Annotated in this window: 20 protein-coding genes; 17 read left to right on the top strand and 3 right to left on the bottom strand. The window is 67.4% G+C overall.

The genetic code is table 11. The features are described from left to right. Positions 1-3: 3 nt before the first annotated feature. The 14 genes from AC5P5R_RS13330 (at position 4) to rnt (ending at position 12,378) form a co-directional block, all read left to right on the top strand. Positions 4-357 carry a hypothetical protein gene (locus AC5P5R_RS13330; RefSeq protein WP_005408795.1) on the top strand — a complete coding sequence of 118 codons (354 nt, stop codon included), beginning with the start codon at positions 4-6 and terminating at the stop codon, positions 355-357. Continuing rightward, positions 357-1,046 carry an endonuclease III gene (gene nth / locus AC5P5R_RS13325; protein ID WP_012479638.1) on the top strand — a complete coding sequence of 230 codons (690 nt, stop codon included), beginning with the start codon at positions 357-359 and terminating at the stop codon, positions 1,044-1,046. The genes AC5P5R_RS13330 and nth overlap by 1 nt, the downstream gene beginning before the upstream one ends. Before the next feature lie 196 nt (positions 1,047-1,242). After that, positions 1,243-2,454, top strand: a complete 1,212-nt coding sequence (locus AC5P5R_RS13320) for an OprO/OprP family phosphate-selective porin (protein ID WP_005408793.1) — start codon at positions 1,243-1,245, stop codon at positions 2,452-2,454. A 222-nt stretch (positions 2,455-2,676) separates the two neighbouring features. Continuing rightward, positions 2,677-3,693, top strand: coding sequence for a phosphate ABC transporter substrate-binding protein PstS (gene pstS, locus AC5P5R_RS13315; protein WP_005415897.1), 1,017 nt, complete (start codon positions 2,677-2,679; stop codon positions 3,691-3,693). Positions 3,694-4,169: 476 nt separating this feature from the next. Further along, positions 4,170-5,258 carry a phosphate ABC transporter substrate-binding protein PstS gene (gene pstS / locus AC5P5R_RS13310; protein ID WP_164281732.1) on the top strand — a complete coding sequence of 363 codons (1,089 nt, stop codon included), beginning with the start codon at positions 4,170-4,172 and terminating at the stop codon, positions 5,256-5,258. An 82-nt stretch (positions 5,259-5,340) separates the two neighbouring features. Beyond that, entirely contained in the window at positions 5,341-6,309 is a 969-nt protein-coding gene (gene pstC, locus AC5P5R_RS13305; RefSeq protein ID WP_012479635.1) for a phosphate ABC transporter permease subunit PstC, read from the top strand. Beyond that, a complete protein-coding gene (gene pstA, locus AC5P5R_RS13300) occupies positions 6,309-7,172 on the top strand; it encodes a phosphate ABC transporter permease PstA (protein ID WP_053499935.1) in 864 nt (287 codons plus the stop codon). The genes pstC and pstA overlap by 1 nt, the downstream gene beginning before the upstream one ends. Before the next feature lie 19 nt (positions 7,173-7,191). Beyond that, positions 7,192-8,022, top strand: coding sequence for a phosphate ABC transporter ATP-binding protein PstB (gene pstB, locus AC5P5R_RS13295; RefSeq protein ID WP_005408788.1), 831 nt, complete (start codon positions 7,192-7,194; stop codon positions 8,020-8,022). A 65-nt stretch (positions 8,023-8,087) separates the two neighbouring features. Then, positions 8,088-8,795 (top strand): phosphate signaling complex protein PhoU, encoded by a 708-nt coding sequence (gene phoU, locus AC5P5R_RS13290; RefSeq protein WP_005408787.1) that lies wholly within the window; start codon positions 8,088-8,090, stop codon positions 8,793-8,795. 258 nt (positions 8,796-9,053) lie between these two features. Continuing rightward, complete coding sequence (locus AC5P5R_RS13285) at positions 9,054-9,410, top strand: hypothetical protein (protein WP_049395295.1); 357 nt, start codon at positions 9,054-9,056, stop codon at positions 9,408-9,410. Further along, entirely contained in the window at positions 9,397-10,272 is an 876-nt protein-coding gene (locus tag AC5P5R_RS13280) for an HvfB family MNIO-type RiPP peptide maturase (protein ID WP_005408785.1), read from the top strand. The genes AC5P5R_RS13285 and AC5P5R_RS13280 overlap by 14 nt, the downstream gene beginning before the upstream one ends. Next, complete coding sequence (locus AC5P5R_RS13275) at positions 10,265-11,020, top strand: HvfC family RiPP maturation protein (protein ID WP_049395296.1); 756 nt, start codon at positions 10,265-10,267, stop codon at positions 11,018-11,020. The genes AC5P5R_RS13280 and AC5P5R_RS13275 overlap by 8 nt, the downstream gene beginning before the upstream one ends. A gap of 26 nt (positions 11,021-11,046) precedes the next feature. Beyond that, entirely contained in the window at positions 11,047-11,568 is a 522-nt protein-coding gene (locus AC5P5R_RS13270; protein WP_100438043.1) for an HvfX family Cu-binding RiPP maturation protein, read from the top strand. A gap of 159 nt (positions 11,569-11,727) precedes the next feature. Beyond that, positions 11,728-12,378 carry a ribonuclease T gene (gene rnt, locus AC5P5R_RS13265; RefSeq protein WP_032965690.1) on the top strand — a complete coding sequence of 217 codons (651 nt, stop codon included), beginning with the start codon at positions 11,728-11,730 and terminating at the stop codon, positions 12,376-12,378. A gap of 191 nt (positions 12,379-12,569) precedes the next feature. On the opposite strand, the gene AC5P5R_RS13260 is transcribed toward rnt, so the two are convergent. The 3 genes from AC5P5R_RS13260 to AC5P5R_RS13250 all read right to left on the bottom strand — a co-directional run bounded on the left by AC5P5R_RS13260 (position 12,570) and on the right by AC5P5R_RS13250 (position 17,918). Beyond that, positions 12,570-15,596: a ligand-binding sensor domain-containing diguanylate cyclase gene (locus tag AC5P5R_RS13260; protein ID WP_049395297.1), complete on the bottom strand. Its 3,027-nt coding sequence runs from the start codon at positions 15,594-15,596 to the stop codon at positions 12,570-12,572. Between the two features lie 177 nt (positions 15,597-15,773). Next, positions 15,774-17,183: an ATP-binding protein gene (locus tag AC5P5R_RS13255; protein WP_005408780.1), complete on the bottom strand. Its 1,410-nt coding sequence runs from the start codon at positions 17,181-17,183 to the stop codon at positions 15,774-15,776. 6 nt (positions 17,184-17,189) lie between these two features. Beyond that, positions 17,190-17,918, bottom strand: coding sequence for a response regulator (locus AC5P5R_RS13250; RefSeq protein WP_329751634.1), 729 nt, complete (start codon positions 17,916-17,918; stop codon positions 17,190-17,192). A 204-nt stretch (positions 17,919-18,122) separates the two neighbouring features. Here AC5P5R_RS13250 and AC5P5R_RS13245 point away from each other — a divergent pair, with 204 nt between their 5' ends. From AC5P5R_RS13245 to AC5P5R_RS13235, 3 genes are read left to right on the top strand one after another with little or no spacing between them, the layout of a single operon-like run. Further along, positions 18,123-19,367 carry an efflux RND transporter periplasmic adaptor subunit gene (locus AC5P5R_RS13245; protein WP_049395298.1) on the top strand — a complete coding sequence of 415 codons (1,245 nt, stop codon included), beginning with the start codon at positions 18,123-18,125 and terminating at the stop codon, positions 19,365-19,367. Beyond that, positions 19,364-21,322: a MacB family efflux pump subunit gene (locus tag AC5P5R_RS13240; RefSeq protein WP_100438042.1), complete on the top strand. Its 1,959-nt coding sequence runs from the start codon at positions 19,364-19,366 to the stop codon at positions 21,320-21,322. Before AC5P5R_RS13245 ends, AC5P5R_RS13240 begins: the two co-directional genes overlap by 4 nt. Further along, complete coding sequence (locus AC5P5R_RS13235) at positions 21,319-22,758, top strand: efflux transporter outer membrane subunit (RefSeq protein WP_044569740.1); 1,440 nt, start codon at positions 21,319-21,321, stop codon at positions 22,756-22,758. The genes AC5P5R_RS13240 and AC5P5R_RS13235 overlap by 4 nt, the downstream gene beginning before the upstream one ends. Positions 22,759-22,870 lie beyond the last annotated feature (112 nt).

Genomic DNA, 22,870 nt, shown 5'->3' with positions numbered 1-22,870 from the left:
GCCATGGCATCCCGACCCAACCCCGCGCAGCTGTTTGCCCGGGTCCAGGCAGACGATCTCGACGGCGCCCTGCAGGCCGGGCTGATGGACTATGTCGCCCGCGCCGACGACGCGCAGTTGCTGCCCGGCCACCCGGAACTCCCGCAGCGGTTGCAGCAGGCCCAGCAGCAGCTTCAGGCCGCCTGGGCGGCACGCGAACGCTACCGCGCCCGTGCGGTGCGACTGGCCCGCCGCGAAGCCGAACGCGACGCGCGGCGCACGCCCGCCCCGGCGCCGGACGTGAAGCCCGCCCTCCCCGCCGCGGCCGCCGCCATCCTCGCCCGGGCCAAGGCCCGCGCCAGCGGCAAGGAGCAGTAATGGCGACCACGAAGAAGACCGCACGCGCCCCGGCGCGGCGTGGCGGCACGATGCCGCGCGCCGACGTGGTGGAGATGTTCACGCGCCTGCGCGAACTCAACCCGCACCCGAAGACCGAACTGGAGTACAGCTCGCCGTTCGAGCTGCTGGTGGCGGTGGCGCTGTCGGCGCAGGCCACCGACGTCGGCGTCAACAAGGCCACGCGCCGCCTGTTCCCGGTGGCCAACACGCCGGCGAAGATCCTCGCGCTTGGCGAAGAAGGACTGAAGCAGTACATCGCCACCATCGGCCTGTTCAACGCCAAGGCGAAGAACGTGATCGCGACCTGCGCGATCCTGCTGGAAAAGCATGGTGGTGAAGTGCCGCGCGATCGCGATGCGCTGGAAGCACTGCCGGGCGTGGGCCGCAAGACCGCCAACGTGGTGCTCAACACCGCCTTCGGCGAGCCGGTGATGGCGGTGGACACGCATATCTTCCGCGTCTCCAACCGTACCGGCCTGGCCCCGGGAAAGAATGTGCGCGAAGTGGAAGACAAGCTGGTGAAGGTGATCCCCGCCGAATTCCTGCTCGACGCGCATCACTGGCTGATCCTGCACGGACGTTATGTGTGCAAGGCGCGCAAGCCGGATTGCCCGGGATGCGTGATCGCCGATCTGTGCCGGTTCAAGGACAAGACCCCGGCCGAGTGACGGCCGCATCCATGCAGGGCGTGGATCGACTGCAACCAAGGCGCAATCCGGGCGTCATACGCAAGCGGGTTCAATGGCAGGCCCTGCCGTGACGGGGCCTGCGGTGGATGTCTGCCGCGCGTGAACTGTCACATTTACGCAATCTTTACCTTCTAGCCTGCGCGCATCTTCCCACCTGCCTGCAAGGCTCCTCTCCATGAAACTGCATCACCAACTCCTGACGGTGGCCGTGGCTGCTGCGCTGTATGTGCCGGCTGCACACGCCGAAGTCGCCATCGACGTGATCGGCGGTTCGGAAATCACCTTCGAAGGCCTGGTCCAGGCCGATGGCAACTGGTTCCACAACGATGTGGTCGACCTCAACGGTGGCGACGCCGGCAACGGCAAGAACAGCGAATTCGAACTGCGTCGCGCCGAGCTGGTGCTGAAGGGCAAGGGCCCGGGCAACGTGGAGTGGGTGGTCGGCTATGACGCCAAGGCCGACAAGTTCCTCGACACCAACGTGAAGTACAAGCTGCTGGGCAACGCCAACCACTTCCTGCAGCTGGGCCAGTTCAAGCAGCCCAACAGCCTGGAAGAACTGTCCAGCACCAAGAACAACGATTTCATTTCCAAGGCAGCGGTCACCAACACCTATGCCATCGCCCGCCGCCTGGGCGGCGCGTACAGCTACGGCCAGGACAACTGGTCGGTGACTGCCAGCGCCTTCGGCCGCGAGCTGACCCGCAACCTGGCCCACGGCAGCGGCTACGGCGCGCGTGGCACCTGGGCCCCGATCAATGAAAAGGGCCAGGTCCTGCACTTCGGACTGAGCTACGTCAACTACGACACCGACGCCGACACCCTGCGCGTGCGTGCACGTCCGAATGCCGACCTCGCCACGGCCCGCCTGGTCGACAGCGGCAACCTGACCGACACCGACCGCGTCAGCACCATCGGTGCCGAAGCGATGTACTTCCAGGGCCCGTTCAAGGCCCAGGCCGAGTACTACACCAGCAAGGCCAAGCGCTACGACCACGACAACTACACCAGCGACGGCTATTACATCAGCGGCGTGTGGAACGTCACCGGCGAGACCTGGAGCTACAAGGGCGGCACCCCGGGCACCGGCCTGCCGAACAACCCGGCCGGCGGCCAGTGGCAGCTGGGCGTGCGCTACGACCACATGGACCTCAATGACGGCAACCTCGCCGCCAACCCGGTTGCCGGTCGCCCGCCGATCGTCGATGGCGTGCTGGGTGGCAAGATGGACATCTGGACCGTTGGCGCCAACTGGTACCTGCGTTCCAACTTCAAGCTGATGCTCAACTACGTGATGGTCGACAGCAAGAAGTACAGCTCAACGGCGCGCGGTTTCGTCAATGATGATCCCAACATCCTGGAAGCCCGCGCGCAGTTCTTCTGGTAAGTCCAGCCCCCTGCGTTGACCCGCGAAGGCACGGCCCCGGCCGTGCCTTCGTCGTTGCATCGATAGCCGCGCTGCCCTGCCGGCGCAGCGGACGTGACATCGCTCATGACGCGTGTCACGCCCGCGTCATATGACAGACGCGGGGGTGTCACGCAACCGTTATGGAATGTGCACCGAAACGTCGGGCAACCGCCCTTCGACCACCACCCCAGGAGTCTTCCCGTGATCCACGCCTTCAAATCGCGCGCCGCTGTCGCCATCCTGGCGGCATCGTCCGTGTTCGCCGCCAACGCCGCCGACATCACCGGGGCGGGCGCATCGTTCATCTACCCGGTCATGTCCAAGTGGTCGGCCGACTACAGCGCCGCAACCGGCAACAAGGTCAACTACCAGTCCATCGGTTCCGGCGGCGGCATTGCCCAGATCAAGGCCAAGACCGTTGATTTCGGCTCTTCCGATGCGCCGCTGAAGCCGGAAGACCTGGCTGCTGCAGGCCTGGCGCAGTTCCCGTCGGTGATCGGTGGCGTGGTGCCGGTGGTCAACGTGGCCGGCATCGCGCCGGGCGCGCTGAAGCTGGACGGCGCGGTGCTGGCCAACATCTTCCTGGGCAAGATCAAGACCTGGAACGACCCGGCCATCGCCGCGCTGAACCCGGGCGTGACCCTGCCCAACGCCAAGGTCACCGTCGTGCATCGTTCGGACGGCTCGGGCACCACCTTCAACTTCGTCAATTACCTGTCCAAGGTCAGCCCGGAGTGGAAGAGCTCGGTCGGTGAAGGCACCTCGGTGCAGTGGCCCGCCGGCATCGGCGGCAAGGGCAACGAAGGTGTTGCCGCCTATGTGAAGCAGATCAAGGGCGGCATCGGCTATGTCGAACTGTCCTACGCGCTGCAGAACAAGCTCTCCTACACCGCGATGAAGAATGCCGCCGGCAAGTTCGTGCAGCCGAGCGACACCTCGTTCGCAGCCGCTGCCGCCAGCGCCGACTGGGCCAACGCCCGCGACTTCTACCTGGTGATGACCAACGCGCCGGGCGCCGAGTCCTGGCCGATCACCGCCACCAACTTCATCCTGGTGCAGAAGACGCCGAAGAATGCTGCCAATGGCAAGGCGACCCAGGAGTTCTTCCGCTGGGTCTACAAGAATGGCGACGCCCAGGCCCGCCAGCTGGACTACGTGCCGCTGCCGGACAGCCTGGTCCGCCAGATCGAGACCTACTGGTCGCAGAACCTGAAGTAAGCAAGCGCGTTCCCCCGCAGGAACGGGGGCGGCGGGTCCTCTCTCCCCCGCCGCTCCCACCCGGGCGCGAGATCCTCGAGATCTCGCGCTCTTCTTGTTTTTGGGGGATGGGTCGTGAAGAGCGCTGGGCCTTCGCTGATCCATGGGGGGTCGGTGGGGTCATGGAAGGCAGGAGCGTTTGTAGAGACGAGCCCACGCTCGGCTGGGTGCTGGAGCGTGCGGACCAACGGTCCGCACCTACCGAGAACAGGGAGCAGTCGAGCATGGCTCAACTCTACAAGGGCCAACCGACCGTCATATCGGTGCGCAGATCGGGGGTTTCCGGGCACCTGCCGGATCGGCGCCAATCCTGTGAAACCCTTGTCAGAACGTGATCCAGGACACCCCTGTCATGGTCGTAATACGGCTGTAACAAAAACATCATTTCATAGCCGCATCCGCCGACCACGTCGGCTCTTCCCCGCTATGGAGTGACCATGAAACTGCACTCGGCCGGCCTCGCCGCCCTTTCCCTGGCCATCGCCCTGGGCCTGTCGGCCTGCGGTGGCGACAAGCAGGCCGCGCAGCAGCCGGCTGCCGACGGCGCCGCCGCCCCGGCCGCTGCCGGTGCCAAGGTGACCGCCGAAGTGTCCGGCGCGGGCGCGTCCTTCATCTTCCCGCTGGTCTCCAAGTGGTCGGCTGACTACAACACCAGCACCGGCGCCAAGATCAACTACCAGTCGATCGGCTCCGGCGGCGGTATTGCCCAGATCAAGGCCGGCACCGTCGACTTCGGTTCCTCCGACAAGCCGCTGAGCAGCGAAGAGCTGGCCCAGGCCGGCCTGGCGCAGTTCCCGTCCGCCATCGGCGGCGTGGTGCCGGTGGTCAACATCGAAGGCCTGGAAGCCGGCAAGCTGCGCCTGAGCGGCGCCCTGCTGGCCGACATCTTCCTGGGCAAGATCAAGACCTGGAACGATCCGGCCATCGTCGCCGCCAACCCGGGCGTGAAGCTGCCGGACGGCAAGATCACCCTGGTCCACCGTTCGGATGGTTCGGGCACCACCTTCAACTTCTCCAACTACCTGTCCAAGGTCAGCCCGGAGTGGAAGAGCAAGGTCGGTGAAGGCACCTCGGTGCAGTGGCCGGACGGCGTCGGTGGCAAGGGCAATGAAGGCGTTGCGTCCTACGTGAAGCAGATCAAGGGCTCGATCGGCTACGTCGAACTGGCTTATGCCCTGCAGAACGGCATGCCGTATACCGCCATGCAGAACGCCGCCGGCAACTGGGTCGAGCCGAGCGCGGAAACCTTCGCCGCTGCGGCCGCCAGCGCCGACTGGGCCAGCGCCAAGGACTTCAACCTGGTCATCACCAACGCCCCGGGCGAGCAGGCGTGGCCGATCACCGCAACCAACTTCATGCTGATGCAGAAGCAGCCGAAGGACGCCAAGCGCAACCAGGACACCCTGGCCTTCTTCAAGTGGGCCTTCGAGAACGGCCAGGCCCAGGCCAACGAGCTGCACTACGTGCCGCTGCCGGCTGAACTGGTCAAGCAGATCGAGGCCTACTGGGCGACCGACCTGAAGTGATGGACCCGACGGTGCCCGCCCCGCGCGGGCACCGCTTGTTCCACGCCGTGCCGCCCCGCCCCTTCCTGGCCCAGCCGTCCCCATGAATGCCATCGCCCAGCCTGTAGCCGCCCCGTCCACGCGTGATGCGCGTGATGCCCGCAACGACAAACTGTTCCGATGGGTGCTGGTCGGCACCGTCATCTTCGTACTGATCGCCCTGGCCTGCGCCGCGCTGTCGATGCTGTGGGGCGGTCGCCATGCCCTGCAGATGCAGGGACTGAGCTTCTTCTTCTCCGCTGACTGGAATCCGGTCGAAAACAAGTTCGGCGCCCTGGCTCCGATCTACGGCACCCTGGTCACCGCTGTCATCGCGATGGTCATCGCCGTGCCGGTCAGCTTCGGCATCGCCTTCTTCCTCACCGAGGTCGCGCCGCGCTGGCTGCGTGGCCCGGTCGGTACCGCCATCGAACTGCTGGCCGGCATTCCCTCGATCATCTACGGCATGTGGGGCCTGTTCGTGCTGGTGCCAGTGATGACCGAGTACGTCACCCCGTTCCTCAACGAGACCCTGGGCGAATGGCCGGTCATCGGCCCGATGTTCCAGGGCCCGCCGCTGGGCATCGGCATGCTCACCGCCGGTTTCGTGCTGGCCATCATGGTCATTCCGTTCATTTCCTCGGTGATGCGCGAGGTGTTCCTCACCGTGCCCACCCGCCTGAAGGAATCGGCCTATGCGCTGGGCTCCACCAAGTGGGAAGTGAGCTGGGACATCGTCCTGCCCTACACCCGTTCGGCGGTCATCGGCGGCATCTTCCTCGGCCTGGGCCGCGCGCTGGGCGAAACGATGGCGGTGGCCTTCGTGATCGGCAACAGCGTGCGCCTGTCGCCGTCGCTGCTGGAACCGGGCACCACCATCGCCGCGCTGATCGCCAATGATTTCGGCGAAGCCACTGAAACCTACCGTTCGGCCCTGCTGCTGCTCGGCTTCGTCCTCTTCATCGTCACCTTCGTGGTGCTGGCCATCGCCCGCCTGATGCTGATGCGCCTGTCCCGCAAGGAGGGCAACTGATGTCCACCACCGCTGATTCGCTGTACCTGCGCCGCCGCATCGGCAACGTTGTTGCGATCACCGCGTCCTGCGCCACCGCCCTGTTCGGCCTGTTCTTCCTGGGCTGGATCCTGTTCACCCTGGCCTCCAAGGGCCTGGCCGGCATCAACTGGGATCTGTTCACCAAGATGACGCCGCCGCCGATGCAGGACGGCGGCCTCGCCAACGCCTTCTTCGGCAGTGCCGTGATGTGTGCACTGGCCATCGGCATCGGCACCCCGCTGGGTGTGCTGGCCGGTACCTGGCTGGCCGAGTATGGCAACGCCCGCAAGGTCGGCACCGTGGTCCGCTTCGTCAACGACATCCTGCTGTCGGCGCCGTCCATCGTGCTGGGCCTGTTCGTGTACACGCTGTACGTGATGCAGACCGGCGGCAACTTCTCGGCGTTCGCCGGTGCGCTGTCGCTGGCCTTCATCGTGCTGCCGGTGGTGGTGCGCACCACCGACGAAATGCTGCGCCTGGTGCCCTCGCAGATGCGCGAAGCGGCCCTGTCGCTGGGCATCCCGCAGTGGAAGGTGATCGTGCAGGTGCTGTACCGCAGCGCGTCGGCCGGCATCATCACCGGCATCCTGCTGGCGCTGGCCCGCATCTCCGGCGAGACCGCTCCGCTGCTGTTCACCGCTTTCGGCAACCAGTACTGGAACAACAACATCTTCCAGCCGATGGCCTCGGTGCCGGTGGTGATGAACCAGTTCGCCGGCAGCCCGTATGAATCCTGGCAGGTGCTGGCCTGGGCCGGTGCCCTGGTGCTGACTGTCTTCGTGTTGCTGGTCAGCCTTGCCGCCCGCGGCATCCTGCTGCGCAACCGTATCTCCCATGACTGACCTTTCCGTGGACAACGCCATGAACGACCTTTCCAACGCCGTGCCGATGCAGCGCATCGCCGTGCCGTCCTCGCACGAGAGCCTGCACACGCCGTCGCCGGTGAAGCTGGCTGCGCGTGGACTGGACTTCTACTACGACAAGTTCCACGCCCTGAAGGGCATCAACCTGGAGATTCCGGAAAAGCGCGTGACCGCGCTGATCGGTCCCTCCGGTTGCGGCAAGTCGACCCTGCTGCGCATCTTCAACCGCATCTACGCGCTGTACCCGAAGCTGGAAGCGCGCGGTGAAGTGCTGCTGGACGGCGAGAACATCCTGTCGCCGAAGTACCCGATGAACCGCCTGCGCAGCAAGGTCGGCATGGTGTTCCAGAAGCCGGTGCCGTTCCCGATGACCATCTTCGAGAACGTGGCCTACGGCATCCGCCACCACGAGAAACTGAGCAAGGCCGACATGGCCGACCGCGTCGAGCAGGCACTGCGCCAGGGCGCACTGTGGGACGAAGTGAAGGACAAGCTGGGGCAGAGCGCGCTGGGCCTGTCCGGTGGCCAGCAGCAGCGCCTGTGCATCGCCCGTGCCGTGGCGCTGCGCCCGTCGGTGCTGCTGCTGGACGAGCCGACCTCGGCGCTGGATCCGATCTCGACCAGCCGCATCGAGCAGCTGGTGGAAGAGCTCAAGCACGAGTACACCATCGTCATCGTCACCCACAACATGCAGCAGGCCGCGCGCGTTTCCGACTACACCGCCTTCATGTACCTGGGCGACCTGATCGAGCACGACCGCACCGAAGTGATCTTCTCGCAGCCGTCGCAGCGGCAGACCGAGGACTACATCACCGGTCGCTTCGGCTGATCGACGCTGATCCTTCGCCACATGTCCCAGCCAGGCACGGCCTGGCTCTACCCGGATTGCAGACCATGAACCTTCCCAACGACCACATCGTCAAGAGCTACGACGAAGAGCAGCAGCGCCTGGTGGCCGAAATCGTGCGCATGGGCGAGATGGCCGTCGCCCAGCTCGAAGCGTCGATGGACGTAATCGAGAAGCGCGACGAGAACGCCGCCCATCGCATCATCGCCAACGACGAAGCCATTGATGCGCTGGAGCAGCAGATCAGCCATGACGTGATGCGCCTGGCCCTGCGCGGCCCGATGGCGCGCGACCTGCGCGAGATCCTCGCCGGCCTGCGCATCCCGGCCGATATCGAGCGTATCGGCGACTACGCGGCCAACGTCGCCAAGCGTTCGATCGCGCTGGGCAAGGTGCCGCCGCTGCCGCAGATCCAGGGCCTGCGTGCGCTGGGCCGCCTGGCCGCGCAGCAGGTCCGTCGTGCCATTGCCGCCTACCGCGACAACGACGCCGACGCCGCACTGGAACTGCGCGAGGACGACGCTCGCCTGGACGCGCAGTACACCGCGCTGTTCCGCGAGCTGCTGACCTACATGATGGAAGACCCGCGCAACATCACCCCGTGCACGCACCTGCTGTTCATGGCCAAGAACCTGGAGCGCGTGGGCGACCACGCCACCAACATCGCCGAGAACGTTTGGTTCCTGGTGCACGGGGAGCAGCCGCTGCCGCCGCGCGAGAAGCGCGACGAGACCTCCAGCACCGGCCAGCCCTGACGCTGCACTGCAACACCGGAGTTGACTCCAAGGTGGCCGCTGTCCTGGTGACAGCGGCCTTCTTTTTTGGGGTGTTCCACCCGCGTTGTGGGCGCCGGGCTTGCCCGGTGCGAACCTTCCGGATGCTTCTGTAACAAACCTCACGAAAATTTGAGTTCTTGGCGAGGATTCGTTGAGTAGGATCGCTGCACCATCGTTTCCACCGGCATCCCTGCCGGCCATCCGGGCACCCGCCCACACCACCCAGGAGCACGACCGATGAGCAGTTCCAACAAGACCCTGTCCCTGCTGACTGCTACCGCCCTGGCCGCCGGCCTGGGCATGACCGCCAGTGCCTCGGCCCTGAGCATGAGCGACCTCGCCCAGGGCTACCTGGTTGCCGGGCAGGCAGCCAAGGCCAGTACCGACGCCAAGGCCGCAGACACCAAGATGGCCGCTGACGCGACCAAGCATGCCGAAGGCAAGTGTGGCGCCGACGGCAAGCCCGCCGAAGGCAAGTGCGGCGCCGACAAGGGCAAGGCTGCCGGCGCTGCGGCAGGCGCCAAGCCCACGTCCGGCGACAAGAAGGCGGCCGAAGGCAAGTGTGGCGAAGGCAAGTGCGGTGGCAAGCACTGACGTCCGCGCCAGCGTCGTCAGCCCGCGGTCGCCGCTTCGTGCGGCGGCCGCCGGGTTGGGGCTGCGCAGGGCGTTGCTGCAGGAGCTGCGTGATGCACCGGCGGGCGACTTCGATTTCCTCGAATGCGCGCCGGAGAACTGGATCCATGTCGGTGGTCCTGCCGGGGATGCACTGGCCGAGCTGGCACAGCGCCATCCGCTCAGCTGCCACGGCCTGTCCCTGTCGCTGGGCGGCAGTGCGCCGCTGGATACCCGGCTGCTGGAACAGGTCGGCCAGTTCCTGGAAAAGCACCGCGTGCCGTTGTACAGCGAGCACCTGAGCTACTGCAGCGACGACGGCCACCTGTACGACCTGCTGCCGATTCCATTTACCGACGAAGCGGTGCGCCATACCGCCGCACGCATCGCCCGTGTGCAGGACCTGCTGGGTCGCCGCATCGCAGTGGAGAACGTGTCCTACTACGTGGCGCCGGAGCCGGCGATGGACGAGCTGGCCTTCACCAACGCCGTGCTCGCCGAGGCCGACTGCGACCTGCTGCTGGACGTCAACAACGTCTACGTCAACGCTTGCAACCACGGCTACGACGCCGACACCTTCATTGCCGGGCTGCCCGCAGAACGCATCGTCTGCCTGCACGTGGCCGGGCACCTGGACGAGGCACCGGACCTGAAGATCGATACCCATGGCAGTGCGGTGATCGACCCGGTCTGGGCGCTGCTGGCACGCACCTATGCACGCATCGGCGCACGCCCCACCCTGCTTGAGCGCGATTTCAACTTCCCGCCCTACGCCGAACTGCAGGGCGAGCTGCAGACCATCCGCCGCCTGCAGGCGACGCACGCCGGGGGCGCACATGGCTGATGCTCCCGACACGCTGCGCGCGCAGCAGCACGCATTCACTGCCCATCTGCGTGATCCACAGGGCGTGCCGCCACCGGCCGGGCTGGAATCACGCCGGGTCGCGGTATACCAACGACTGCTGTTCAACAACCTGCTCGGCCTGTTGAGCAACGGCTTCCCGGTCTGCGTGCGCCTGCTCGGCGAACCGGCCTGGAGCGGACTGGTGCGCCAGTACTTCGCGACCCATCGCTGCCAGACACCGCTGTTCACCGAACTGGCCGCCGAATTCGTGCAGTGGCTGCAGGCGCAGCCACAGCTGCCGCATCCGGCGTTGGCCGAACTGGCCCACTACGAGTGGGTGGAAACCGCGCTGTACCAGCTGGATGCCGAACCGCTGCCGGCGCAGGACGACACCGACCCGCTGCGGGTGCCGCTGCAGCGCTCGCCGTTGGCATGGCCGCTGCTGTATCAGTGGCCGGTGCACCGGCTCGGCGCCGAGGACGCACCGACCGAGCCGCCGGCCGAGCCGACTGGCCTTCTGGTGCGCCGCGATGCCGACGGCGAGGTGCGATTCGCCACGCTCAGCCCTCTGGCGGTGTTCCTGCTGTCCAGCATCGGCGAACAGCCCGGCCTTGATGGTCAGGCCTACCTGCAGCGTCTGGCCGCCGCGCACGGCCTGGCCGAGGACGCGCTGGCCGGACCCGGCGCCGCGCTGCTGCGGCAGTTCCTGCAGGCCGGCGTGATCGGCCCGCTCACAGCCCCTCCCTGACACACATCATTCGCGGAGACCCCCTGATGAACCTTCCGACCCTGGCCACCGCGCGTGGCCAGCTGGACCGTCTCGCCCCCTGGTTGGCCCCGCTCGGCCTGCGCCTGCTGCTGGCCTGGGAGTACTTCGAATCCGGCCGCGAGAAACTGCACGGCCAGAACTGGTTCGCCGACCTGCAGGATGCCTTTCCGTTCCCGTTCGATCAGCTGCCGAGCACGCTGAACTGGCAGCTGGCGACCTGGTTCGAACTGGTCGGCGCGGCCTGCCTGCTGTTGGGTTTCGGTACGCGTTTCGCCGCCGCCAGCCTGCTGGTATTGACCGTGGTGGCCACCTACGCCGTGCACTGGCCGATGCAATGGGACTCGCTGGGCGACCTCGCGATGGGCTATGCGATCACTGACCAGGGCTTCGGCAACTTCAAGCTGCCGGTGCTGTTCATGGCGATGCTGCTGCCGTTGATTTTCAGCGGCGCCGGCAGGCTGAGCGTGGATGCGTGGTTGGCACGGTGGTCTCCCTCGGCCACGCCTGCGCGGCCAGCAGTCAGGTAGATGCCGACCTTGGTCGGCGCGCATCGTGCCAACCCAGGTTGGCACCTACCGGAATCCTGGGCGCGCGGTGCACCGGTAGGTGTCGACCTTGGCCGACACACGCCCACCATGCACAGAAGGCTGGCCGGACGCTCAAGGCCGCTCTGATAGAATTCACGCATGAATGACCCCACTCCCGCACCTGCCGCCGCCTCCGATTCCGCAATCCCCCAGGCGCAGCGCGCGATGTCACAACGCTTCCGCGGCTTCCTGCCGGTGGTGGTGGACGTGGAAACCGGCGGCTTCGACAGCCAGCGCAACGCCCTGCTGGAAATCGCCGCGGTGCCCATCGAGATGGACGAGAACGGCCTGCTCTACCCCGGCCAGACCGCCAGTGCCCATGTGGTGCCGGCCGAGGGCCTGGAGATCGACCCGAAGTCGCTGGAGGTGACCGGCATCATCCTCGACCACCCGTTCCGGCTGGCCAAGGAAGAGAAGGCCGCACTGGACCACATCTTCACCCCGGTACGCGCGGCGATGAAGAAGTACGGCTGCCAGCGCGCGATCCTGGTCGGCCACAACGCCCATTTCGACCTGGGCTTCGTCAACGCCGCCGTGGCCCGGACCGGCCACAAGCGCAATCCGTTCCATCCGTTCAGCGTGTTCGACACCGTCACCCTGGCTGGCATCGCCTACGGGCAGACGGTGCTGGCGCGTGCAGCCACGGCCGCCGGGTTGGGCTGGGATGCGAACGAAGCACACAGCGCGGTGTATGACACCGAACAGACCGCACGATTGTTCTGCACCATCGCCAACGCCTGGCCGCGGTGAAGCGTCCAACGGCGGAGCCCCTCGTGGCGTGAAGCAAATCAGCGGTCGGGCCGGACAAGGTGGGTTCGCGGGGGACGCCGTGAACCCGTCCCTGGGGGCTTAGCCGCACTTCTCTGGTGGGTGCCGACCGTTGGTCGGCACCGCCGGTTGGTACGACAACACCAGTAGATCCACGCCATGCGTGGATGCGATCAACCAATACTCGTACGATCGCGGCCGTCGCTCTTGGCGCGGTACAGCGCGCGGTCGGCGCGCTGGTACAGCAGCGCCGGGGTGCGGTCATCGGCATCCAGTTCCACCAGGCCTGCGCTGAAGGTCACGCGCAGGCCCGCTACACCGGCCCAGTCGGGGTGGTCATGGAACAGGCCGCGCAGGCGCGCGCACAGCTGCGCGGCTTCTTCCAGGCGGGTGTCGTTGAGCAGCAGCGCGAACTCCTCGCCACCGGTACGCGCGGGCAGGTCCGAGTCGCGGCAGGCCGCGGCGATCAGCCTGGCCACCTGCACCAGCACCGCATCGCCGATGCTGTGGCTGTGGCGGTCGTTGACGTCCTTGAAGTGGTCGATGTCCAGCACCACCAGGCACAGCGGGTGGCCGCTGCGCTGTGAACGGGCGAAGTCGCGCGCCAGCGTTTCATCGAAGGCACGGCGATTGGCCAGCCCGGTCAGCGCATCCTCGCGCGCCTGCCGCTCAAAGGCCTCGGCCTGCCGTGCAAGGCGCTCGGCCAGCTCGGTCTTTTCCTGGTTCAGCGCCTGCAGGTGCACGGTCTTGGCCTGCAGGTCGAAGGTTGCCTCGTCCACGCGCCGTGCCAGGCGCAGGTTGCTGGCCTTCAGCTGCTGCAGCAGCAGGCGGTACAGCACCACCAGCCCAGCCAGCAGCAACAACCCGCCCAGCAGCTGCACGCTGCGGCGTTGCCACCAGAACGGCTCCACCGTGAAGCTCCACACGGCTTCCTGCTGGCCCCAGGCCCCGCCTGGATGCGCCGCCGACACGTGCAGGGTGTAGTCACCCGGAGGCAGGCCGACGAACTCGACGCTACGCTGCGGGCCGCGCTCGACCCAGCCGGTGTCCAGGCCATCCAGCCGCGTGCGATAGCGGATCCGGTCCGACATCAGGTAACTCAGGCCCACATAGCTCACCGCCAGACGTCGGCCGCCGGGAATGTAGTTGCGATCCGGGCCCTCCCAATGCACGGGTGCGCCATCCACCTGCACGCTCTCGATCGCTGCCGGCGGTGATGGGCGCTCGCGGAAGCGCTGCAGGCGTTGCGGGTCGACGGTGCTCAGGCCTCCGGCGGTGACCACCCAGAAGGTGCCGTCCTGGCGCAGGATGGCCGATGGCCCGGAGCTGCCGTTGGCCTGCGCGTTGGCCATGCCGTCGATCTCGTTGTAGCGCTCCACCACCACTCGTGGTGCGCGGCCATCGGCCACGGCATTGAGGGTCGCCATGTCGGTGCGCAGCACGCCGCGGTTGCTGCTGATCCACACGTTGCCAAGACGATCCGGCACCAGCTGGAACACCGCATCCACCGGCATGCCCTGCTCCAGGCCGACGCGCGCCAGCTTTCCGTCGAGCCAACGGTACAGGCCGCGGTCGCTGCTGATCCACATCGCGTCGCCCAGCTGGTGGAAACCGAACACACTGCGGCCCCCGCCCATCGGTGCCAGGTCGATCGACTGCACGTGGTCGCCACGCAGCACGCGGATGCCCTCGATGGTGCCGATCCACAGGTTGCCCTGGTGGTCATGCTCGAGTGCGGTGATGAGGCCACCGGGCATGCCCGGGGCAGTCGACACCTGCACCCGGTCGCCGTCGATGCGTACCACGCCCTTCTGCGTACCCGCCCAGACCCTGCCCTGCGGATCGACACTGATCGCGCGGATGTTGCCACCCGGCATGCCGTCGGCTGCCGCATAGTTGTGGCGGAGACTGCCATCGCGGTCCAGCCGGTAAACGCCGTCGCCGAACGTACCCACCCACAGGTCGCCGTCCGGCCCCTGCGCCAGACTCAATACCGATGGCGCCTTGCCGCCGCGGTTGTGCAGGGGAACCGCGCGGAAGCGGCCATCGGGTGTCTGCAGGTCGAGACCACTGGCACTACCGACCCACAACTGGCGGTCGCGGTCCTCCAGCACCGTGCGCACATAGTCGCCACTGAGGCCATCGCGCTCGGTGTAGCTGCTGAACAGTGTTTCGCGCAGGCGGTACAGGCCACCGTTGGCCCCCGCCCAGATGCTGCCTTCGGCATCCTCGCGCAGGCTGACCACGCGCCCGCCCGGCAGGTTCAGGCCGGCCGGCAATCGTTCCAGACCATGCGCCGAGATCCGCAGCAGGCCCTGGTTCTCGGTTCCCAGCCACAGGTCGCCGTGCCGGTCCTGCAGCATCGAGGTCATGTGCAGCTGTCCCGGCAGCCGGTGCACCAGCACCAGCTGATCGTCCTCCACGCGGTACAGGCGCTCGCCAGCGACGATCCACAGCGCGCCATCAGGAGCCCGGTACGGCCAGGACAGGCCGGTGCCGGCCCCCAGGCCCCACGCCGCGGGCGCGCGCTTGAGCACGCCGTCGTTGTCGCGCAGCACCAGCCCGTCAAGCGTGCCAACCCAGACCCGGTCCTGCGCATCGACCACCAGCTTGGTGAAGCTCATCGCCATCGGCAGGTCGGCCGCCGGCGCCTGGTAGACGATGCCCTTGTCCGGCGTGAGATAGCCGATGCCCTTGCCTTCGTACAGCAGCCACAGGCGCCCCTGGCTGTCCATCTGCATGGACTGGATCAGCACCTGCGGGGTGTCGGCCTGATGCTCCCAGACCCGCCACTGGCCGTCGTTGCCACGATGGCTGACGTTACCGCGCGAATCACTGATCCACAGCCCTCCCTGCCGATCGACCAGCAGTGCGCCGATGCCGTTGTCGCGCAGCCCCGGGCGGGTGCTGCGGTCGAACACGGTGAAATCCAGGCCGTTGTAGCGGACCAGGCCTTCCCAGGTGGCAAACCACAGGTGCCCCTCGGGAGTCTGCGCGATATCGCGCAGCGAGTTGTGCGGCAGGCCATTGCGCGAGGTCCACACGTCGATGGCGTAGTCGCGCAGCGGCGGCGCGCCCTCCTGCGCGGCCAGCGGCAGCGCCAGCACCAGCAACACCCACAGCAGACCGCGCTGCAGTGCCTGCCTGGCCTTCGAAACGCGGCGCTCCACCCAGCACCCGTTGTCCCCTGACCTGCCCATCAGCTCGGCGGCAGTGGCCGGTAACGGCTGCAGGGCATGGCAGCAAGCGGGAACGACCGGGCAACGCGGAACGGCGTGCCGTCAGGAACGGGTTGACTCATCGGGGAGAAACTGGGGAGATGCGCAGATGATAGGCCAAACCCTGGCCCCGGCGTCATCGCGTGCGTCCGGCGGGGCTCAGCCGGGCCGGCCAGGCGGCACCACCTGCGCACTGGCCGGCCACTGCACCACCGCCTCCAGACCGCCCTCGGCACGGTTGCGCAGCCATAGCCGCGCGCCATCCTTCTCGGCCAGGGCGCGCGCGATGGTCAGGCCCAGCCCGGCGCCGCCGGTTTCCCGCGAACGCGAGGTTTCCACCCGCACGAACGGGTCGAACACGGCCTCCAGCTGGTCTTCCGCCAGGCCCGGGCCATCGTCGGACACCATCGCCGTGATCGTGCCGCCGCTGCGTTCCACCCGCACGCGCACGCGGTGGGCATACATCACGGCGTTATCCACCAGGTTGGAGAACAGCCGGTGCATGGCCAGCGGGCGCAACATCAGCACCGCACCGGTGCCGCCCTCGAAGACCACGTCGGCACCACCCTCTGCGGCGTCTTCCACGATGCTTTCCAGGAGCGAATCCAGATCCAGCGCGGCGCGCTGCTCGGCGCTCTCGGCGCTCCGGGCCAGCTCCAGGCCTTCGCGCACCAGTGCCTGCATCGCCGCCAGATCGCCGATCAGGCGCTCGCGCAGCACCTCGTCGCTGACGTTCTCCAGGCGCAGGCGCAGTCGGGTCAACGGGGTCTGCAGGTCATGGGTGATCGCCGCCAGCATCTGCGTGCGTTCGGCCAGGTGCCGCTGCAGGCGGTGCTGCATGGCATTGAAGGCCTCGGCGGCGCGCTGCACCTCGCGCGGCCCGCGCAACGGCAGTGGATCGCGCTGCAGATCGTCGCCGAGATCCTCCGCGGCCGCCGCCAGCTCCTGCAGCGGCGCACTGGCCATGCGCGCAACGATGTAGGCCAGCACCGCGATGGCCAGCACCAGCAGGGTCAGGAACCACGGGTCCACGGCCAGAATGCCGTTGTGGGCCACTGCTGGCGAATCCAGCGCCAGCTTCAGCAACGTACCGTCGTTGAGCGTCACATCGACCGCGCGGCACTTGGGCGGAATGAAGGCCGGATCGCGCTCACGCGGATGCCGTCGGTGCCCCGGCGGCGGTGGCGGCAGCAGATCCTGCAGCTTGGGAATGCAGGAACGGAACGAGGTGAAATGCACATGCGCGCGCGACACCGGGCCGGGCCGGTCATCCAGGACTTCCATCAGTGCGGTATCCGCCCGCCCCAGGCGCGCGCCGGGCTGCAGCGCACGCACGCTGGGCCCACCGATCTCAAGCAGTCGTTCGCGCAGTTCGGGATTGCCATCGAGCAGGTTGACGTAGCCCTGCAGGCGGTCGGCGATGCGGTTCAGGTTCTGCCGCTCGAATTCCTGCTGGCGTTTGGAGGTGGCCAGCATGGTCGCGCCGATCGCAGCCACGCTCATGCCCAGCAGCAGGATGACGAACAACCGCCCGACCATCGAGGACAGGAAATGGCGCAGGCGCTTCATGACGGCTTATTCCAGGTTCACCGAGGAGGCCAGCACGTAGCCTTCGTTGCGCACGGTCTTGATCAGGCCATCCGGGCCACCGTCATCGCCCAGCTTGTTGCGCAGGCGGCTGACCTGCAGGTCGATCGCGCGATCCTGCGCCTCGTAGTTGCGGCCGCTGCTGAGCGCGACCAGCTGTTCGCGCGACAGCACCTTGTTGGCATGGGCGATGAACACGCGCAGCAGGCGGAACTCGGCACCGGACAGCACCACCACGCGATCGTCCGGATCGACCAGGTGGCGATGCTCCAGGTCGAACACCCAGCGCGAGAAACGCGCACGGCGCACCGCCAGCGGCTTCAGGTTGGCCGGCAGCGCCTCGGTCCGGCGCAGCACGTTGCGGATGCGCGCCAGCAGCTCGCGCGGTTCGAACGGCTTGGCCAGGTAGTCATCGGCGCCCATTTCCAGGCCGAGCACGCGGTCGATCGGCTCGGCACGCGCGGTCAGCATGATCACCGGCGTGTTCGAGCGCGCCCGCAGGTCGCGGCACAGGGTCAGGCCATCCTCGCGCGGCAGGTTGAGGTCAAGCACGATCAGGTCCACGTGCTCGCGGTCCAGCAGCTGGCGCATGGCGGTGCCGTCTGCGGCCGTGCTCACCTGGTAGCCGGCACGGCCGAGCTGCTCGGCCAGCAGGGTGCGGATGTCGTTGTCGTCGTCGACGATCAGCAGTCGATGCATCGTGTTTTCAGTCTCCATGTCGCGATCATCCCGTGTCGGCAGCTGAACCGCATCCGGGGCAATGCGTACCAGTGTATCCAGCCATGAGCGGGATACCTGTGGTTACGCGTATTCACCGACAGTGTTACATAGAGACATACCCCGAGGATTGAGCCGCCTGTCGCCCGGTCTTCACAATGCCCACCAACGCCGCCGCCGCGGCCCCGAGAGTGAAGCCACGACGTGACGTTCCGCCTGTTGCCCGCGACCCGCCGTGGTCGCCTGATACTGATCGCCCTGCTCGCCCTCATCGTGGCCGTCGCCGCCTGGTGGCTGCTGCGCAAACCCGCCGCCCCGGCGGTGGCGACCACGCCGGTCAGCCGCGGCGGCATCGAGCAGACCGTGGAAGCCACCGGCGTGATCGACGCCTACAAGCTGGTCAGCGTCGGCGCGCAGGCCTCGGGCCAGATCAAGTCGCTGAAGGTACAGCTGGGCGATACCGTGAAGGAAGGCGACCTGATCGCCGAGATCGATGCCACCACCCAACAGAACCAGGTGCTCAACGCGCAGGCTTCGCTGGACCAGGTCACCGCCCAGCGCGCCGTTCAGCAGGCCACCCTGCGCCAGGCCGAACTGGAGTTCGCGCGCCAGCAGCAGATGCTGGCGGCCGAGGCCACCTCGCGTCAGGAATACGATGCCGCCGAAGCACAGCTGAAAACTGCCCGTGCCCAGCTGCAGTCCTACGAGGCGCAGATCAAGGGCCGCCAGACCGAGCTGGGCACCGCCCGCGCCAACCTGGCCTACACCCGCATCACCGCGCCGATGGATGGCACCGTGGTGGCGGTGGTGGCCGAGGAAGGCCGCACGGTGAACGCCAACCAGACCGCGCCGACCATCGTCATGCTGGCGCGGCTGGACGTGGTCACGGTCAATGCCGAGATCTCCGAGGCCGACGTGGTCAAGATCAAGGCCGGCATGCCGGTGTACTTCACCACCCTGGGTGACCCGGACCGCAAGTACCACGCCACGCTGCGCCAGATCAATCCGGCGCCGGCCTCGATCGCCAATGAAAACTCGTCCAGTTCCAGCAGCTCCTCCAGTTCCAGCTCCAGCAGCGCGGTCTACTACAACGCGCTGTTCGACGTGGAGAACCCGGACGGCACGCTGCGCATCGACATGACCGCGCAGGTCTCGGTACTGCTCAAGCAGGCCAAGGACGTGCTGATGGTGCCGGCGGTGGCGCTGGGACCGAAGCGCCGCGGCGACGAGCGCATGGTGAGGGTGCTGGACGACAAGGGCCAGCCGCAACCGCGCAAGGTCACCGTGGGCATCAACAACGGCGCCTCGGCCGAAATCCTGTCCGGGCTGAAGGAAGGCGAACGCGTGGTGGTGGGCGAAGCCGGTGCGGCCGGTGCCAGCGCCGGCGGCGGCAACCGCGGCGGCATGCAGATGCGGGTCGGCGGCCCGGGCATGGGTCCGCGCCGATGAGCACGAAGGCGCCGCTGCTGCGCCTGCGCGACCTGCGGCGCGAATTCCCGGCAGGCGATGATGTGATCGCCGTCCTGCGCGACGTCAACCTGGATATCCACGCCGGCGAGATGGTGGCGATCGTCGGCCAGTCCGGCTCGGGCAAGTCGACGCTGATGAACATCCTCGGCTGCCTCGATCGCCCTACCCGCGGCAGCTACCAGGTGGCCGGCCGCGAGACCGGCAGGATGGCGCCGGATGAACTGGCCGAACTGCGCCGCGAGCATTTCGGCTTCATCTTCCAGCGCTACCACCTGCTGGGCGACCTGGATGCGCGCGGCAACGTGGAGGTACCGGCCGTGTATGCCGGCAGCCCGGGCGCAGTGCGCAACGCCCAGGCCCAGCAGCTGCTGCAGCGGCTGGGCCTGGGCGACCGCATGCACCACAAGCCGGGCCAGCTGTCCGGTGGCCAGCAGCAGCGCGTGTCGATCGCACGTGCGCTGATGAACGGCGGCGAGGTGATCCTGGCCGACGAACCGACCGGCGCGCTCGACACGAAATCCGGCGAGGAAGTGATGGCGATCCTCGGCGAGCTGCACGCCGAAGGCCACACCATCATCATCGTCACCCACGACATGAGCGTGGCCGAACACGCGCAGCGCATCATCGAAATCCGCGATGGCGAGATCATCGCCGACCGCACCAATCCGAACGCACCGACCTACCGCGCGCAGCGCGAGGCCAGCACCGGCGTGGCCCGCGGCAACAGCTGGCAGGCGGCCCGTGACCGCTTCACCGAAGCGTTCCGCATGGCCCTGCTGGCGATGAACGCACATCGGCTGCGCACCTTCCTGACCATGCTCGGCATCATCATCGGCATCGCCTCGGTGGTCTCGGTGGTGGCGCTGGGAAATGGCTCGCAGCAGCAGATCCTGCAGAACATCAGCGCGCTCGGCACCAACACCATCGACGTCTATCCCGGCCGTGGTTTCGGCGACATGCGCTCGGCGCGGGTGCAGACGCTCAAGGCCAGCGATGCCGATGCACTGGCAAAGCAGAGCTACGTGGACAGCGCCACCCCCAGCGTGTCGACCTCGGTCACCGCGCGTTACCGCAACCAGTCCTCCACCGCCCAGGTCAGTGGCGTCGGCGAGCAGTTCTTCCGGGTCAAGGGCGTGACCCTGCTCAGCGGCAGCTTCTTCGATACCGACGCGGTGAAGGGCCTCGGCCAGGTGGCGGTGATCGACGAGAACACCCAGACCCAGTTCTTCCCCGATGTCGATCCGGTCGGCCAGGTGATCCTGCTCGGCAACGTACCGGCACGCGTGGTCGGCGTGGCCAAGCGCCAGAGCTTCGGCTTTGGTGGCAGCACCAGCCTCAGCGTGTGGGTGCCCTACACCACGGTGATGTCGCGCATGCTCGGCCAGAGCCACGTTTCCAGCATCACCGTGCGCGTGGACGACGACACGCCGATGGATGCGGCGCAGGAAGCGATCACCCGCCTGCTGACCCTGCGCCACGGCACCGAGGACTTCTTCCTCAGCAACAGCGCCGAGATCCGCCAGACCATCGAGCAGACCACGCGCACGATGACCCTGCTGATCGGCGCCATCGCCGCCATCGCGCTGCTGGTCGGCGGCATCGGCGTGATGAACATCATGCTGGTCTCGGTCACCGAGCGTACCCGCGAAATCGGCGTGCGCATGGCGGTGGGGGCACGGCAGAGTGACATCCGCCAGCAGTTCCTGATCGAAGCGGTGCTGGTGTGCCTGCTCGGTGGTCTGCTTGGCATCGGCCTGGCCCTGCTGCTGGGCTCGATGATCGGCCGCTTCGCCAGTGACTTCCAGGTGCTGTTCTCCACCGCCTCGATCGTTGCCGCGTTCGCCTGCTCGACCCTGATCGGCGTGGCATTCGGCTTCCTGCCCGCGCGCAACGCCGCGCAGCTGGACCCGGTGGAGGCCCTGGCCCGCGAATGAAGATGATGACCCGACTGCCCTTCCCTGCTCCCTCGCGCCTGCTGCTGGTGGGCGCTGTTCTGCTTGCCCTCTCAGGCTGTGCCTCGGTGGGCCGCTACCCGGTGCAGGCCCCCGATGTGGCGGCCAGCTACGGCCGTGGCGATGCCACCCTCAACGCACCGGCCGACGACCCGCGCAGCAGCCTGGATACACCGGGCCGCGACATCCGCCAGGACAGCTGGTGGACGGGCTTCGGCGATGAACGACTGAACCGCCTGGTGGCGCAGGCGCTGGCCGCCAACAGCGATCTGGCCGCCGCTGGCCTGGCCGTGCAGCGGTCGCGCCTGCAGGCCGGCCTGGCCAGCAATGCGCTGTGGCCGCAGCCTTCGTCGTCCGGCGTCAGCGGCAATGCCAGCCGCGCCACCGATCAGGCCGACGACTGGCGCCGCAGCTATTCCACCGGCGTCTCGCTGGGCTGGGAGGTCGATCTGTGGGGCCGTCTGCGCACCCAGCGCGACATCGCCCGCTGGGAAGCCGAGGCCAGCGAGGAAGACCGGCAGAACACCGCGCTGCTGGTGATCGGCGACACCATCACCCAGTACTGGAACCTGGCCTATCTCAACCAGTCCATCGCCACCGGCCAGGCCAACCTGGAGCGGCTGGAGCGCACCCGCGACCTGGTGCAGGCCCGCTTCGACGCTGGTGCGGTATCGCGCCTGGAAGTGCGCCAGGCGCTGCAGAACCTGCAGTCGCAGCGTTCCTCGCAGAGCGCGCTGGAACAGCAGCGGGTGGAGGTGCGCAATGCATTGACCGTGCTGCTGGACGGCACGCCCTGGCCGCAGCAGGACGAACCGCAGGACCTGCTGGGCGCACGCAGCCCCGGGATCAACGAAGGCCTGCCGGCCGAGCTGCTCGGCCGCCGTCCCGACCTGCGCGCGGCCGAACTTCGCCTGCGCAACAGCCTGAAGACCATCAAGGTGACCGCTACCCAGTACTACCCGGCGCTGAGCCTGACCGGCAGCCTCGGCTCCAGTGCAACGTCGCTGGGTGACGTGCTGCGCAACCCGGTGGCCACGCTGGGCGCCGGCCTGTCGCTGCCGTTCCTCAACCTGCAGCGCGCACAGCTGGATACCGACATCGCCGGCACCAGCTATCAGATCGCCGCGACCAATTTCCGCAGGACGCTGTACACCGCGCTGTCGGAAGTGGACAACGCGCTGTCGGCACGAGAGCAGCTGGCGCGCCAGGTGGCGGCCTCGCAGGCGTCGTACGACGAAGCAGTGGAAGTGGAGCGCGCGCAGGAAGTGCGCTACCGCGTAGGTGCCACCGACCTGCGCACCTGGCTGGAGGCCCAGCAGACCCGGCGTGATGCCGAGCTGTCGCTGGCGCGCGTACGCCAGGGCCAGCTGAACAACGACGTCACCCTGTTCAAGGCACTGGGCGGCAGCGCGGGGTGAGGCGGCAAGGGCGCCAACCCAGGTTGGCGACTGCCCGGTGGGTGTCGACCTTGGTCGACACAGCAACGGCCCGGTAGGTGTCGACCTTGGTCGACACGGCACATGGAAAAGA

The organism is Stenotrophomonas sp. YJH_SMC_19, assembly GCF_059367915.1.
This window is presented reverse-complemented; position numbering and strand designations above follow the sequence as displayed.

Coding starts and splice junctions, on each gene's coding strand:
- AC5P5R_RS13255 (WP_005408780.1), bottom strand. CDS start 17,183: ATGAAGCGCCTGCGCCATTTCCTGTCCTCGATGGTCGGGCGGTTGTTC.
- phoU (WP_005408787.1), top strand. CDS start 8,088: ATGAACCTTCCCAACGACCACATCGTCAAGAGCTACGACGAAGAGCAG.
- AC5P5R_RS13330 (WP_005408795.1), top strand. CDS start 4: ATGGCATCCCGACCCAACCCCGCGCAGCTGTTTGCCCGGGTCCAGGCA.
- rnt (WP_032965690.1), top strand. CDS start 11,728: ATGAATGACCCCACTCCCGCACCTGCCGCCGCCTCCGATTCCGCAATC.
- AC5P5R_RS13270 (WP_100438043.1), top strand. CDS start 11,047: ATGAACCTTCCGACCCTGGCCACCGCGCGTGGCCAGCTGGACCGTCTC.
- AC5P5R_RS13285 (WP_049395295.1), top strand. CDS start 9,054: ATGAGCAGTTCCAACAAGACCCTGTCCCTGCTGACTGCTACCGCCCTG.
- AC5P5R_RS13275 (WP_049395296.1), top strand. CDS start 10,265: ATGGCTGATGCTCCCGACACGCTGCGCGCGCAGCAGCACGCATTCACT.
- AC5P5R_RS13240 (WP_100438042.1), top strand. CDS start 19,364: ATGAGCACGAAGGCGCCGCTGCTGCGCCTGCGCGACCTGCGGCGCGAA.
- pstC (WP_012479635.1), top strand. CDS start 5,341: ATGAATGCCATCGCCCAGCCTGTAGCCGCCCCGTCCACGCGTGATGCG.
- AC5P5R_RS13250 (WP_329751634.1), bottom strand. CDS start 17,918: ATGGAGACTGAAAACACGATGCATCGACTGCTGATCGTCGACGACGAC.
- pstS (WP_164281732.1), top strand. CDS start 4,170: ATGAAACTGCACTCGGCCGGCCTCGCCGCCCTTTCCCTGGCCATCGCC.
- pstB (WP_005408788.1), top strand. CDS start 7,192: ATGAACGACCTTTCCAACGCCGTGCCGATGCAGCGCATCGCCGTGCCG.
- pstA (WP_053499935.1), top strand. CDS start 6,309: ATGTCCACCACCGCTGATTCGCTGTACCTGCGCCGCCGCATCGGCAAC.
- AC5P5R_RS13235 (WP_044569740.1), top strand. CDS start 21,319: ATGAAGATGATGACCCGACTGCCCTTCCCTGCTCCCTCGCGCCTGCTG.
- AC5P5R_RS13320 (WP_005408793.1), top strand. CDS start 1,243: ATGAAACTGCATCACCAACTCCTGACGGTGGCCGTGGCTGCTGCGCTG.
- nth (WP_012479638.1), top strand. CDS start 357: ATGGCGACCACGAAGAAGACCGCACGCGCCCCGGCGCGGCGTGGCGGC.
- AC5P5R_RS13260 (WP_049395297.1), bottom strand. CDS start 15,596: ATGGGCAGGTCAGGGGACAACGGGTGCTGGGTGGAGCGCCGCGTTTCG.